Source organism: Streptomyces hygroscopicus subsp. hygroscopicus (genome assembly GCF_030269125.1).
GTDB classification, from domain to species: domain Bacteria; phylum Actinomycetota; class Actinomycetes; order Streptomycetales; family Streptomycetaceae; genus Streptomyces; species Streptomyces hygroscopicus_C.
This window is the reverse complement of record NZ_BSSM01000001.1, coordinates 758224-771976: the sequence shown is the minus strand read 5'-3', so window position 1 is coordinate 771976 and position 13753 is coordinate 758224. Positions and strand designations below refer to the sequence as shown.

Annotated in this window: 14 protein-coding genes; 8 read left to right on the top strand and 6 right to left on the bottom strand. The window is 72.4% G+C overall.

Annotated elements, in window-relative coordinates:
• Positions 1-76: 76 nt before the first annotated feature.
• From QSK45_RS03250 to zapE, 5 genes are all read right to left on the bottom strand, one after another.
• Positions 77-1639, bottom strand: a complete 1563-nt coding sequence (locus tag QSK45_RS03250; protein ID WP_285552978.1) for an FAD-dependent oxidoreductase — start codon at positions 1637-1639, stop codon at positions 77-79.
• Between the two features lie 30 nt (positions 1640-1669).
• Positions 1670-2512: a PPK2 family polyphosphate kinase gene (locus tag QSK45_RS03245; RefSeq protein ID WP_285552977.1), complete on the bottom strand. Its 843-nt coding sequence runs from the start codon at positions 2510-2512 to the stop codon at positions 1670-1672.
• A gap of 608 nt (positions 2513-3120) precedes the next feature.
• Positions 3121-4107 (bottom strand): slipin family protein, encoded by a 987-nt coding sequence (locus tag QSK45_RS03240; protein ID WP_285552976.1) that lies wholly within the window; start codon positions 4105-4107, stop codon positions 3121-3123.
• 102 nt (positions 4108-4209) lie between these two features.
• Positions 4210-4788 (bottom strand): carbonic anhydrase, encoded by a 579-nt coding sequence (locus tag QSK45_RS03235; RefSeq protein ID WP_285552974.1) that lies wholly within the window; start codon positions 4786-4788, stop codon positions 4210-4212.
• 160 nt (positions 4789-4948) lie between these two features.
• Positions 4949-6052: a cell division protein ZapE gene (zapE, locus tag QSK45_RS03230; protein WP_285552972.1), complete on the bottom strand. Its 1104-nt coding sequence runs from the start codon at positions 6050-6052 to the stop codon at positions 4949-4951.
• Between the two features lie 37 nt (positions 6053-6089).
• Between zapE and QSK45_RS03225 the strand changes: the two genes are divergently transcribed.
• From QSK45_RS03225 to QSK45_RS03190, 8 genes are all read left to right on the top strand, one after another.
• Complete coding sequence (locus QSK45_RS03225) at positions 6090-6947, top strand: pyrimidine reductase family protein (protein WP_285552970.1); 858 nt, start codon at positions 6090-6092, stop codon at positions 6945-6947.
• 129 nt (positions 6948-7076) lie between these two features.
• Entirely contained in the window at positions 7077-7550 is a 474-nt protein-coding gene (locus tag QSK45_RS03220; RefSeq protein ID WP_285552968.1) for an indole-3-glycerol phosphate synthase, read from the top strand.
• Between the two features lie 76 nt (positions 7551-7626).
• Positions 7627-9018 carry a UDP-N-acetylmuramate--L-alanine ligase gene (murC, locus tag QSK45_RS03215; RefSeq protein WP_285552966.1) on the top strand — a complete coding sequence of 464 codons (1392 nt, stop codon included), beginning with the start codon at positions 7627-7629 and terminating at the stop codon, positions 9016-9018.
• Positions 9019-9031: 13 nt separating this feature from the next.
• Complete coding sequence (msrB, locus tag QSK45_RS03210; RefSeq protein ID WP_285552963.1) at positions 9032-9439, top strand: peptide-methionine (R)-S-oxide reductase MsrB; 408 nt, start codon at positions 9032-9034, stop codon at positions 9437-9439.
• A gap of 203 nt (positions 9440-9642) precedes the next feature.
• Positions 9643-10755 carry an ABC transporter ATP-binding protein gene (locus QSK45_RS03205; RefSeq protein WP_285552961.1) on the top strand — a complete coding sequence of 371 codons (1113 nt, stop codon included), beginning with the start codon at positions 9643-9645 and terminating at the stop codon, positions 10753-10755.
• Positions 10752-11405, top strand: coding sequence for an ABC transporter permease (locus QSK45_RS03200; RefSeq protein WP_285552959.1), 654 nt, complete (start codon positions 10752-10754; stop codon positions 11403-11405). Before QSK45_RS03205 ends, QSK45_RS03200 begins: the two co-directional genes overlap by 4 nt.
• Complete coding sequence (locus tag QSK45_RS03195; protein ID WP_285552957.1) at positions 11402-12070, top strand: ABC transporter permease; 669 nt, start codon at positions 11402-11404, stop codon at positions 12068-12070. Before QSK45_RS03200 ends, QSK45_RS03195 begins: the two co-directional genes overlap by 4 nt.
• A gap of 125 nt (positions 12071-12195) precedes the next feature.
• Entirely contained in the window at positions 12196-13116 is a 921-nt protein-coding gene (locus tag QSK45_RS03190) for an ABC transporter substrate-binding protein (RefSeq protein ID WP_285552955.1), read from the top strand.
• Positions 13117-13219: 103 nt separating this feature from the next.
• Here the strand turns inward: QSK45_RS03190 and QSK45_RS03185 are convergent, their stop codons facing one another.
• Positions 13220-13675: a tellurite resistance TerB family protein gene (locus tag QSK45_RS03185; RefSeq protein WP_285552953.1), complete on the bottom strand. Its 456-nt coding sequence runs from the start codon at positions 13673-13675 to the stop codon at positions 13220-13222.
• Positions 13676-13753 lie beyond the last annotated feature (78 nt).

Below are 13753 nucleotides of genomic sequence, written 5' to 3'. Positions count from 1 at the left end.
GTGGCGCGACGATACGGTCACCCGCGCGGCGGCCGGGCCGGGCGGTACGGGGATCGCCCCGGCGCCCGCCCCACCCTCACTCGACGTCCTGCTCGGCGTCGTCCGGGGGCACGCTCGGGGTGGACTCGACGTCCCGTTGCTCCAACGGCCGGACCGCGGGTCCCTGGAGGACGCGGCCGTCGACGTCGAAGCGGGAGCCGTGGCAGGGGCACTCCCAGGCGCGTTCGGCACGGTTGAAGGCGACCAGGCATCCCAGGTGGGTGCAGCGGGCCGACACGGCGTGCAGTGCGCCCGCGTCGTCGCGGTGTACGGCGAGCCGTTGCTCCCCGGCCTTCACCAGCGCGCCGTCGCCCGGTTCCAGGGCGTCGAGGTCGGCCGGCGGCTTCAGCCGGTCGCCGACGAAGTGCCGGGCCACCTCCGCCTGCGTCTTCAGCAGTGCGGACGCCTCGCGCACCACCGACTTCACGCGCCGGGGGTCGTACAGCTCCCGCCAGGGGCTGTCCCGGCCGGTGATCAGCGCGGTCAGCAGCAGTCCGGCCATGATGCCGCCGCTGAGCCCCCAGCCGCCGAAGCCCGTGGCCACGTACGCGTGCCGGGCGGCCGGGTGCAGCGGGCCGACCAGCGGCACGGTGTCGGTGGCGTCGTTGTCCTGCGTGGCCCAGGCGTGGTCGAGCCGCACCCCCGGGAAGTGCTGCTCGGCCCACGCGGCGAGCCCGTCGAGTCCGGCGCCCGGATCGCCCGTGCCCGGGGTGAAGTGCTCCCCGGTGACGACGAGCAGCCGTCCGCCGTCGTACGGCGCGGTGCGCACCGAGCGGGTGTTCTCCTCGGGCGTGATGTACATGCCCTCCGGGTCGGGGCCCTCGCCCAGCGGCCCGGCGACGACCAGTTCGCGGCGCGGATGCAGCCGGGCGAAGAGCAGCGCGCGGTCGAAGATCGGGTAATGGGTGGCGACGACGACGTCCCGGGCGATGACGGTGCGGCCCGTCTCGGTCGTCAGCCGGCACGGTCCCGAGGTGCCGCCCTCGTCCAGGCCGACGACGCGCGTCCCCTCGTACACCCGGCCGCCGCGCGCGAGCAGGTCGGCGGTGAGCGCCCGCAGGTACTTCACCGGGTGGTACTGCGCCTGCCCGGTCACCCGCACCGCGCCGGCGACCGGGAACGGCAGCCCGGTCTCCGTGGTGAACGAGGCGTCCAGGCCCGCCTCCCGCGCGGCCCGCGCCTCCGCCCGCACCTCGTCCACGCGCTCCCGGTCGCGGACGTAGGTGTACGCGTCCCGGGCCTCCCACTCGCAGTCGATGCCCAGCTCGGCCACCAGACGCGCCGCGTGGCCGATCGCCTCCGTCTGCGAACGGGCGTACAGCCGCGCCCCCTCGGGTCCGCGGGTGCGCCGCAGCCGGTCGTAGATGAGGGTGTGCTGGGCGGTCAGCTTGGCGGTGGTGTAACCGGTGACCCCGGCCGCCACCCGGCCGGCCTCCAGCACCACCACCCGCAGCCCGGCCCGCGCCAGTTCGTACGCGGTGCTCAGCCCCGCCATCCCGGCGCCGACGACGGCCGCGTCGGCCTCGGTGTCCTCGGCCAGGGCGGGGTGGGCGGGACCCGGGGCGGTGCCCAGCCAGTACGACTCGGTGACCTTGCGCATGTCCGCCGGGTACCCCCGGCCGGGACCGGCTCACGTCTCCTTCAGCAGCCGCTCCCGGCACTCGGCCAGATCGAAGCGGGACTCGGGGTAGCGCGGGTCCAGCTCGCGCAGGTGTTCCAGGAGGAGGCGGCCGACGGCCCAGTTCCGGTACCACTTGTGGTCGGCCGGGATCACGTACCAGGGCGGGGCGGCGCAGTGTTCGAGGGCCAGCTCGTAGGCCTCCTGGTAGGCCGGCCACAGGGCGCGCTCGTCGATGTCCGAGGGGGCGAACTTCCAGCGCTTGTCGGGGCGGTCCAGGCGACGCAGCAGCCGACGGCGCTGCTCGTCGTAGGACAGGTGGAGGAAGCACTTGACGAGTGTCACGCCGTCCTCGGCGAGGGTGCGCTCGAAGTCGTTGATCCGGCCGTAGCGGCTGCCGATCACGGCGGGCGGGACCAGGTGCCGGACACGGGCGACCAGGACGTCCTCGTAGTGCGAGCGGTCGAAGATGCCGATCTCGCCGGGCTCGGGGAGCGCCCGGCGGACCCGCCACAGGAAGTCGTGGCGCAGTTCCTCGCCGGTGGGTGCCTTGAAGGCGTGGATACGGCAGCCGGAGGGGTTGAGGTGGCCGATCACATGCTTGACCGTGCCGCCCTTGCCGCTGGTGTCCATCCCCTGGAGCACCAGCAGCACCCTGCGCCGGTCGCCCGTGGTGCTCGCCGCCCACAGCCGCTCCTGGAGCCCTGCCAGCTCCCTGCCCATGCGCTCGGCGTCGGCGAGCGAGGCGTGCTTGTCCCCCGGGGCGGCGGGGGTGGCGGCCGGGTCGTGGGCCGACAGGTCGACGCTTTCGCCCGGGGGGAGGCGCAGCAGTCGCCGTAGATCCTTCTTCGCCACGGGTGTCCTTCCGGGTAGCCGTCCTTCGATGGTGCGTCGGCCGGTGCCCGAGCCGTCGGCCCGGGTCCGCTCGGTGACCGTATCGGCCCGTCACGGTGCCCGTGGCGAGGGTGTGGCCGGACAGCGCGCGTCGGAGGTCGTGGGGGAGGCGCCGGGGGAGAGGGGCGGGCGGCGGTCGGTGGCGCAGACCGTGGGGACGTGGCGGTGCGGGCGGTCGCCGCGGCGGGCAGGGGCCGCCGTAGTCACCTGCCGAAGCCGTTGTGGCCCTCGGTGCGTACGCCCCGGGCGCCACGTTCACCCACTGGCCGATCCGGGGCGTCCGCCACGGCCAGGGAGTCCGTGCCCGCGGGCACCCCGGAGGGGACGAGCGGGGGCGATACGTCCTCGCCGTCGCGGGTGAAGCGGCGGGGGACGGCGCCGTCGTCGGGACAGGCCGCACTCGTCACCGTGATCCCGCGGGGGCGGGGCGGTCGTGGCCGCGGGGGAGACGGTCGTCGTGGTCATGGGGGGAGGCGGCGCCGGTCGTCCTGCCGGTGCCGCCTCCGCAGCCGGTGGCGGCGGCCAGGACGGCCGCCGCGATCGCCGCACTCCCGCGCATGCCCGGCACGTCAGTCCGCGCGGGGGCCTCCGCCCGGGTTCGGCGCGAGGGTCTGGCGGCCGATCTCCAGGTCCGGGGCCGGTGCGCCGTCCACGTCCGTGCCCGGCGCGCGGTCGCCGTTCGAGGCGAACTCCGGAGGGGCGACCTCCGGAGGGGCGATCTCCGCGGGGCCCTGGTCCTGCTTCTGTTCCCGCTCCCGCTCCCGCTCCGGGCGCGCGTCGCCGGCCGGTGCGTCCCCCCGGTTGCCCCGCTCCAGGAAGTGCAGCAGTTCCACCGGGATCGGCAGGACCAGCGTGGAGTTCTTCTCGGCCGACACCGCCATCACCGTCTGGAGCAGCCGCAGTTGGAGCGCGGCCGGGGTGCCGGACATCTGCTGGGCGGCCTCGGCGAGCTTCTTGGACGCCTGAAGCTCGGCGTCGGCGTTGATGATCCGGGCCCGGCGCTCCCGGTCGGCCTCGGCCTGGCGGGCCATCGACCGCTTCATCGTGTCGGGCAGCGAGACGTCCTTGATCTCGACCCGGTCGACCTGGATGCCCCAGCCCACGGCAGGACTGTCGATCATCAGCTCCAGGCCCTGGTTGAGCTTCTCGCGGTTGGAGAGCAGATCGTCCAGGTCGCTCTTGCCGATGATCGACCGCAGCGAGGTCTGCGCCATCTGCGAGACGGCGAACTTGTAGTCCTCGACCTTCACCAGCGCGCTCGTCGCGTCGACCACCCGGAAGTAGACGACCGCGTCCACCCGCACGGTGACGTTGTCACGGGTGATGCCCTCCTGGGCGGGGATCGGCAGCGTGACGATCTGCATGTTGACCTTGGCCAGCCGGTCCACGAAGGGAATGATCAGCGTGAACCCCGGCGGCCGCACGTCGCCGGCCACCCGGCCGAGCCGGAACAGCACCCCGCGCTCGTACTGCTTGATCACGCGGGCCGCCATCCCCGTGTACACGAGGGCGACGCAGAACAGCGCGACGATCGCCCCCACCAGCTCCTGGACCATGACGACCTCCTCACAGAGGCCCGTTTCATCTGTCCATGCAACGATATGCCACTTTTGCCCCTACCCGGAGGGGTGCCTCGGGGGGCGGCTCGGAGGAGCGGTTCAGAGCGACTCGAAGGTGTCGGTGTCGGCCCGGTGGGCCCGCACCGCGCCGGTGTGCACCTCGTAGTACCAGCCGTGCAGCCCGAGGCGGCCCTGCGCGAGTCCCCGCTCCACGCACGGGTACGAGCGCAGTCGCAGCAACTGGGCCAGCACATGGCTCTGCACGGCCTCGGCGACCTCCGGGTCCTCGGGCGCGCCGGAGGGACGCGGCGCGGCGTGCGCCAGCCAGTCGCGCACGGCCGGTACGGCGGTCAGGTCGTCGCCGCGCACCAGTGCGCCGACGGCGCCGCAGTGCGAGTGGCCGCAGACCACGATGTCGCGGATGCCGAGCACCTCCACCGCGTACTCGATGGTGGCCGCCTCGCTGGTGGGGTGGGCGGAGGTGTGCGGCGGCACGATGTTGCCCGCCGTGCGCAGCTCGAAGAGCTCGCCGGGGCGGGCGCCGGTGATCAGGGCCGGGACGACCCGGGAGTCGGAGCAGGTGATGAACAGGACCTGCGGAGACTGGCCCTCGGCGAGCCGGGCGAACTCCTCAGGGCGGTGTCCGAAGTTACGGGCGTTGTCGATGAGGGGCTGCATAGGGGTCCACGCCTCTCGTGCGAGCCAACCATTGGTCAACGGAAGGTCAAGAAAGACATTAGCGTGGCAAAGCCTCCCATGGGAGGAGATTCACCCGTTGGGAGGAAGGGCCGCCCGGTCGGCGGCCCTGGTGAGGGGCCCCGGGGCGGGACCCCTGCGGTCAGGAGCCGACGAGCCCCTTCGCGTCCCGGGCGAGCGCGGTGAGGCGGGATATCGCACGGAAGTACTTCTTGCGGTAGCCGCCCTTCAGCATCTCCTCGCTGAACAGCCTGTCGAACGGCAGTCCGGACGCCAGGACCGGGACCTCGCGGTCGTAGAGCCGGTCGGCGAGCACCACCAGGCGCAGCGCCGTCGACTGGTCCGGCACCGGGCGCACATCGGTGAGGCAGACCGCCTTCAGGCCGTCGGTCAGCGCGCCGTACCGGCTCGGGTGCACCTTGGCCAGGTGCTCCAGCAGATGCGGGAAGTCGTCCAGGGAGGCGCCCTCGGTGGCGTACGCCGCCTTGGTCACCTGCTCGTCCGTGAACGGCGCCGGCGCCTCGGGCAGGCCCCGGTGGCGGTAGTCCTCGCCGTCGATGCGCAGGGCGCGGAAGTGGGCCGACAGGCCCTGGATCTCGCGCAGGAAGTCGGCGGCCGCGAACCGGCCCTCGCCCAGCTTGCCGGGCAGCGTGTTGGAGGTGGCGGCGAGCGCCACGCCGGCCTCGACCAGCTTGCCGAGCAGCGTCGAGACCAGCACCGTGTCGCCCGGGTCGTCCAGCTCGAACTCGTCGATGCACAGCAGCCGGTGCTCGGACAGGGTCTGCGCGGTCTGCTGGAAGCCGAGGGCGCCGACCAGGTTGGTCAGCTCCACGAAGGTGCCGAACGCCTTGCGGGAGGGTTCGGCGGGGGTGGCGTGCCACAGGGAGGCGAGGAGATGGGTCTTGCCGACGCCGTAGCCGCCGTCGAGGTAGACGCCGCGGGGGCCCGCCGGGGTCCTCGGCGCCTTCGCGCGGCCGAAGCCGAGGAAGCCGCGCCGGCCCGCGCCGGAGGCGTGCGCCCCGCCGAGCCCGGCCGCGAAGCCCTCCAGGACCGTCACGGCCTCGCTCTGACTGGGCTGGTTCGGGTCCGGTATGTAGGTCGAGAAGCGCACCGAGTCGAAGCGCGGCGGCGGCACCATCTCGGCGACCAGCCGGTCCGCGGGGACGTGCGGCTCGCGCTCGCAGAGGGAGAGGGGGCCCGCTTCGGTCAGGGCGCTGGATCCGGGGGCGGTGGTGGAGGACGACACGATTACCCATGCTAAGCGCCGTGTCACACTGCACGACATGCGACGCCTGTTCCCTGTGACCTACGAAACACCAGCCCACGCCTCCGGGGGCGGGGACGCCGCCGTGACCGCGGGCCGCGACGAGGGCCTCGCGCAGCCGGTCGCCGGGCGCGACGGGGGCCTCGGCGGGCTGACCGCCGACCGCGAGTGGAGCCTCGCGGAGCTGGCCGCCGCCTACGCCTACCCGGAGCGGGGGCCCTGGCTGCGCGGCAACATGGTGTCCTCCCTCGACGGTGCCGCCCAGCACGACGGTCACTCCCAGCCCATCTCCAGCGCCACCGACATGCGGATCTTCGGCACCCTGCGGGCGCTCGCGGACGTCGTGGTCGTCGGCGCGGAAACGGTACGGCAGGAGGGGTACCGGCCGGCCCGCGCGCGGGCGGAGTTCGCCGCGGCGCGCAAGGCGGCCGGCCAGGGCCCCGCCCCGGCGATCGCGGTCGTCACCGCGAGCCTCGACCTGGACTTCTCGCTGCCGCTGTTCACCTCGCCCCTCGTGCCCACCCTGGTCCTGACCGGGGCGGCGGCCGCGCCCGAGCGGGTCGCCGCTGCCGAGCGGGCCGGCGCCCGGGTGGTCGTCGCCGGGGAGGGCATGGGCGTCGAACCCGAGCGTGCGGTGCGCGCCCTCGCGGGGCTCGGGCACACCAGGCTGCTCACCGAGGGCGGCCCCCGACTGCTCGGCCAGCTGATCGCCGCCGAGGTGCTGGACGAGCTGTGCCTGACCCTGTCGCCGACGCTCACCGCGGGGGACGCGCAGCGCATCGCCGGGGGGCCGTCGGTGTCCGTGCCTCGCCGGTTCGGGCTCGTGTCCCTCCTGGAGGAGGACGGTTTTCTGTTCGGTCGTTACCGTCGTCCCTGAAATCGGCGGAGTCTGCCGTTCCGCTTGCCTTTCGGCGGGCACACTTAAACCCGCAGTACCCGTGCAGGCATGGGGAAGGATGGTTTCCGCAGGGCCTGGCCGTGGCCCCCGGAGGAGAAGAGGCGTTTGGTGTTCGCAAGCGTTCTGATGATCGAGAAGGCGCTGACGTCCGCGGACGTCGAGTTCGTCACCACGTTGCACGGCGACGAGCCGGTCGCCTTCCACGTGCTCCTCCAGCCGCGCGGCGACCAGGCCGACCGCCTGCTGCGGGCCATCGACGACATCGCGCTCGGCGAGCTGGACGAGGCGGTGCGCGAGCACGAGACGCCGGAGGGCGAGGACGCGCGCAGCGTCGGCCGGCAGGCCCTGGACGTGTCCCTGACCGCACTGCGGGCGTCGGGGAGCGTGGCGGAGGGGCGGCTGGTGGAGGACCATCCGCTGGACGCGCTGAAGGCGATGGTGGCGGAGGTGGGGGCGGACGAGGTGATCGTGCTCACCGATCCGCACTACGTGGAGGAGTTCTTCCACCGGGACTGGGCCTCGCGGGCGCGGCACAAGGTGGGAGTGCCGGTGCTGAAGCTGTTTTCCCACAGCAAGGCGTAGGGGCTTCACCGGGGGCGGGTGCCGAGCGCATAGGCTAGGACCCGCTCAAGCTCGTACCGTCTCTGGGGAGAAACGCATGGCACCCGGCCTTCCTGCCGCCATGGACCGACCGCACTTCATCGGCATCGGCGGCGCCGGGATGTCGGGGATCGCGAAGATCCTCGCCCAGCGCGGGGCGAAGGTGGCAGGCAGCGACGCCAAGGACTCCGCGACCGCGCAGGCGCTGCGGGCGCTCGGGGTCACCGTGCACCTCGGACACGCCGCCGAGCACCTCGCGGACGACGCCAGCTGCGTCGTCGTGTCGTCGGCGATCCGCCAGGACAACCCCGAGCTGGCCCGCGCCGCCGAGCTGGGCGTCCCGGTCGTGCACCGTTCGGACGCGCTGGCGGCCCTGATGACGGGGCTGCGCCCGATCGCCGTGGCCGGTACGCACGGCAAGACCACCACCACCTCGATGCTGGCGGTCTCGCTCGGCGAGCTGGGCCTGAAGCCTTCGTACGCCATCGGCGGCGACCTGGACGCGCCCGGCTCCAACGCGCTGCACGGCGAGGGCGACATCTTCGTCGCCGAGGCGGACGAATCGGACCGCAGCTTCCACAAGTACGCGCCCGAGGTCGCCATCATCCTCAACGTCGAGCTGGACCACCACGCCAACTACGCCTCGATGGACGAGATCTACGAGTCCTTCGAGACCTTCGCCGGGAAGATCGTGCCCGGCGGCACCCTGGTGATCTCCGCCGACCACGAGGGCGCGCGCGAACTGACCCGGCGCCTCGCCGGGTCCGTGAGGACGGTGACGTACGGCGAGGCAGCGGATGCCGACGTCCGGGTGCTCGCCATCGTGCCGCAGGGCCTGAAGAGCCTGGTCACCGTGGTGATCGACGGCGAGGAGCTGACCTTCGCGGTCTCCGTGCCCGGCCGCCACTACGCCCTGAACGCCGTCGCCGCGCTCGCCGCCGGTGCCGCGCTCGGCGTCCCGGCCGCCGAGCTGGCGCCCGCGCTCGCCGCGTACACGGGGGTCAAGCGGCGCCTCCAGCTCAAGGGCGAGGCAGCCGGGGTGCAGGTGATCGACTCCTACGCCCACCACCCCACCGAGATGACCGCCGACCTGGAGGCCATGCGGTCCGCCGCCGGCGACGCCCGGATCCTCGTCGTCTTCCAGCCGCACCTGTTCTCCCGCACCCAGGAGCTGGGCAAGGAGATGGGCCAGGCCCTCGCGCTCGCCGACGCCTCGGTGGTCCTGGACATCTACCCGGCCCGCGAGGACCCGATCCCGGGTGTGACCAGCGAGCTGATCATCGAGGCCGCGCGGGCCGCGGGCGCCGGGGTCACCGCGGTGCACGACAAGGCGGAGATCCCCGCCGTGATCGCGGGAATGGCGAAGCCCGGTGATCTCGTTCTCACCATGGGCGCGGGCGACGTGACCGACCTGGGCCCGCTGATCCTGGACCGCCTGTCGCAGCAGTAAGGGGCTGAAACCCATGTCGTACGACATCGAGAAGCCGGACGAGCAGTGGCGCGCGGAGCTGAGCCCGAAGGAGTACGCGGTGCTCCGCCAGGCCGGAACCGAGCCCGCGTTCACCGGTGAGTACACGGACACCACGACCAAGGGCGTCTACTCCTGCCGCGCCTGCGGGGCCGAGCTGTTCACCTCGGCCACCAAGTTCGCCTCCCACTGCGGCTGGCCGTCCTTCTACGACCCGAAGGACACGGACGCCGTGGAGCTGATCGAGGACCGCTCCCACGGGATGGTCCGCACCGAGGTGCGCTGCGCCCGCTGCGGCTCCCACCTCGGCCATGTCTTCGAGGGCGAGGGCTATCCGACCCCGACCGACCAGCGGTACTGCATCAACTCGATCTCGCTGCGGCTGGAGCCGGAGGAGAGCTGACGCCCGGGGAGAGCACGTCCGGACGGGCACCGACACCCCGCCGAGGTCCGCCGACAACCCCCGCTGAGGGCTGACACGCCCGTCAACTGCCGCCGGACCACAGGCCGGTTCGCCGTCTAGACTCTCGCGGCAACGGCCCCTGTGTCGTGGACCGGGGCCGTGGGCGGGCGGACAGCTGTCAAACCCGGAGGGTGTTCGGCGTTTTGATACGGATAGATGCAGTCACGAAGCGGTACGACGACGGCACGGTCGCGGTCGACCGGCTGTCGCTCGACATACCGGACCGCGCGATCACCGTCCTCGTCGGGCCCTCCGGCTGCGGCAAGACGACGACCCTGCGGATGATCAACCGGATGGTGGAGCCCACCGAGGGCGGCATCTTCCTGGACGGCGCGGACATCCGGCGGCAGCCGGTCGACTCCCTGCGGCGGTCGATGGGTTACGTCATCCAGAACGCCGGTCTCTTCCAGCACCGCACCATCCTCGACAACATCGCCACCGTGCCCCGGCTGCTCGGCTGGAGCAAGCAGAGGGCGCGCGGCCGGGCCGCGGAGCTGATGGAGCGGGTCGGCCTCGACGCCGCGCTCGCGCGGCGCTATCCGTACCAGCTCTCCGGCGGCCAGCAGCAGCGCGTCGGCGTGGCCCGTGCGCTCGCCGCCGATCCGCCGGTGCTCCTGATGGACGAGCCGTTCTCCGCCGTCGACCCCATGGTCCGCAAGGGGCTCCAGGACGAACTGCTGCGGATCCAGGCAGAGCTGGGAAAGACCATCGTCTTCGTCACGCATGACATCGACGAGGCGGTCAAGCTGGGCACCATGGTCGCCGTGCTGCGCGAGGGCGGTCGGCTGGCCCAGTTCGCCCCGCCCGTCGAACTGCTCAGCGCGCCCGCCGACGCGTTCGTGGAGGACTTCCTCGGCGCGGACCGCGGCATCCGCAGGCTGTCTTTCTTCCCGTCCGCGGGGCTGCCGTTGGAGACCGCGCCGCTCGTCCCGCTGGACGCGGACGCCGAGCGGCTCGCCGCCGGGGCCGACGCTCCCTACCTCCTGGTCACCGACGCCGACGGCAGACCGCTGGGCTGGGCCGAGCCCGGCCGGCCCCTGGAGCGGGACCGACTCCTCGACCACGGGCGGCCGTTCCGGCCCGGCACCGACTCGCTGCGCTCCGCCCTCGACGGGGCCGTGCTGTCACCGACCGGCTGGGCGGTCGCGGTGGACGGCGAGGGGCGCGCGCTCGGTGTCGTGTCGCAGCGGGTCATCGGGGACGCGATCCGCGCCGCCCACGGCCGGGCGGGCGCCGACGCGGGAGCCGTGCGATGAACGGCTTCTTCGATCTGCCGAGCGACCTCCAGTACAGCTATGCCGGCCTCGTCGGACTGCATCTGCGCGAGGCGCTGATCCCGGTGCTGGCCGGGCTGGTCATCGCGCTGCCGCTCGCCCAGTTGTGCGTCCGGTTCCGCTGGGTCTACCCGCCCGTGCTCGGTCTCACCACCGTGCTCTACTCCATCCCCTCGCTCGCCTTCTTCGTCGTCCTCATCGACTACTTCGGGCAGAGTGAGACCACGGTGATGATCCCGCTCGGGGTCTACAGCCTGGTGGTGCTGGTCCCCGGCATCGTGGACGGCGTCCGCTCGGTGCCGCGGGAGACGCTGGCCGCCGCCGAGGCGATGGGCTTCGGCCCGCTGCGCCGCTATCTCCAGGTCCAACTCCCCATCGCCGCCCCGGCGATCATCGCCGGCCTCAGGGTGGCGGTCATCTCCAGCCTGTCCCTGGTCAGCGTCGGCATGCTCATCGGCAACCAGGGCGCCCTGGGCAACATGCTCTACGACGCCAGCACCTACCACCTGCCCCTCCTCGCCGTCAACTCCGTACTGACCACAGCGGTGCTGGGCATCCTCGCCGACGCCCTGCTGGTCCTCGTCCGCCGCCTGCTGACCCCCTGGATGCCGAGGAAGGGCGCCGCCCGGTGAACGTACTCGACCTCGTGCGCGCCTTCTTCGGCGACGGCGCCCACTGGCACGGCTACGACGGCATACCGGCCCGGCTCGCCGAGCACGTCACCTACTCGCTGGCGGCGCTGCTGCTCGCCGCCGTGATCGGGCTGCCCGTCGGCCTGGTCACCGGGCACTACGGCCGCGGCGGCAACGCGCTCGCGCTGATCGCGACCGCCGGGCGGGCGCTGCCCAGCTTCGGGCTGCTGGTGCTGATGGTCCTCTGGACCGGGCTGGGGCTGGTGCCGGTGATGATCCCGCTGGTGGTGCTCGCCGTACCCCCGATCCTGGTCACCACCTACGAGGCGGTGCGCACCCTCGACCCGTCCCCGGTGGACGCCGCCCGGGGCATGGGGATGTCCGAGGCCCGGGTGCTGTTCCGGGTCGAGGTGCCGGTCGCACTCCCGCTGATCCTCTCCGGGCTGCGCACGGCGGCCGTCCAGATCATCTCCACCGCCACCATCGCCGCGTACGTCGGGCTCGGCGGCCTCGGCCGGTACATCATCGACGGCCTCTACCAGCGCGACTACGAGAAGGTCGTGGGCGGCGCCGCCCTCGTCGCCTCGCTCGCCCTGTCGACGCTCGCGCTGTTCTGGGCGGCCTTCCGCCTCACGGTGTCGCGGGGAGTGCGCGCCCGCGCCTGACGTCGGCAGGCCGGGAACACGGCCACTCCGACGCGCCGACCGGCCGCGCCGCCTTCGTCAAGAATGCGTTACAAGAGCGGGAGGCGCGGTTGACGGGGCGTCAAGCGCCTGGATTGGATCAGGTGGTGACTTCAACCACCCACCTCAGCAGGTCCATACGGAGGAACCGGGGCGCGGCGGCCGCACTCGCGCTCGCGATGGCGACGGCCCTGCTGGCGGGCTGCTCCTCCAAGTCCGACGGCGTGGTCGTCGGTTCCAACAACTTCCCCGAGAGCAATCTGCTCGCCGACATCTACGGCGAGGCCCTCAAGGCGAAGGGCATCGATGTCACGTACAAGCCGAACATCGGCAGCCGCGAGACCACGTACGGTCTGCTGAAGAACGGTTCCCTCGCCGTCCTGCCCGAGTACAACGGCGCGCTGCTGGCCTACCTCGATCCCAAGGCGACGCCGAAGACCGCCGAGGAGACCACGGCGGCCATCAAGGCCAGGCTCGATCCCAAGCTGACCCTGCTGGACGCCTCGTCGGCGCAGGACAAGGACTCCCTGGCGGTCAACGCGGCGACCGCGCGGAAGTACCGCCTCACCACGCGGTCCAGCGCCGCCGACCTGAAGGCCGTCGCCAAGGACCTGGTGATCGGGGGCTCGCCGGAGTTCCAGACCCGGCAGCAGGGCCTGGTGGGCCTCAAGTCCGTCTACGGCCTCGACTTCAAGTCCTTCAAGGCGCTGGACGCGGGCGGCACGCTCACCCAGACGGCGCTGAAGAAGAACGACGTCCAGGTCGCCGACATCTTCAGCACCGATCCCACCATCGCCAAGGAGAAGTTCGTCGTCCTCCAGGACCCCGAGAACCTCTTCGGCTTCGAGAACGTACAGCCCGTCGTCTCCAGGACCGCCCTCCCCGCGAAGGGCGTCGCCGCGCTCAACGCCGTATCCGCCAGACTCGACACCGCGACGCTGCTGGACCTGGACGCCCAGGTCCAGCTCCGGCACAAGGACCCGCTGGACGTGGCGAAGGCATGGCTGAAGTCGGCGGGGCTCGACTGAGTCCCGCGGTACGCGAGGCGCGGGGGGCGCGGCCGACGAATCCCGGCCGCGGACGCCCGTGCGGTGACCGAGGCGGCGCTGCCCCCGGCCCGTGCCGCCCCGTTCAGAGGTCGAACTCGTGCGGCGACAGCTCCAGCGTGTAGCACGCCTCGCGGACGATGGCCTGTTCGGTCTTGTCGAAGTCGCCGTCGGCGCCGCCGATGACGATGCCGATCTGGATCACGGCGCGGGCCTCGGCCTGCTTCTTCCTAGCCTTGGCGATCTCCTGGAGGACGCTCACCTTGCCGAAGGCGAAGTCGGTGGTGAGCTTGTTCAGATTGTCCTCGAAGCGGCGGCGCAGGTCGTCCGCGGGGAAGTTCTGCAGCACCTCGTTCGTGGCGATGAGCTGGGCCACGCGCTGGCGCTCGGAGGGGTCGACGGTGCCGTCGGCGGCGGCGACGAGGGCGCACATGGCCATGCTCGCGTCCCGGAAGGCACCGCTCTTCAGGTCGTTCTTCTTCGCCACCAACTGGGTCTGCATCTGCGACGCGGACTCCTTGAGGCGGTCCCACAGGGCCATGCTCGCTCCTCGTCTCCACGGTGGGTGCCCCACGGCACCCACCGACAACTTCTACAGCACAGTAGAAACTGTCGGTGG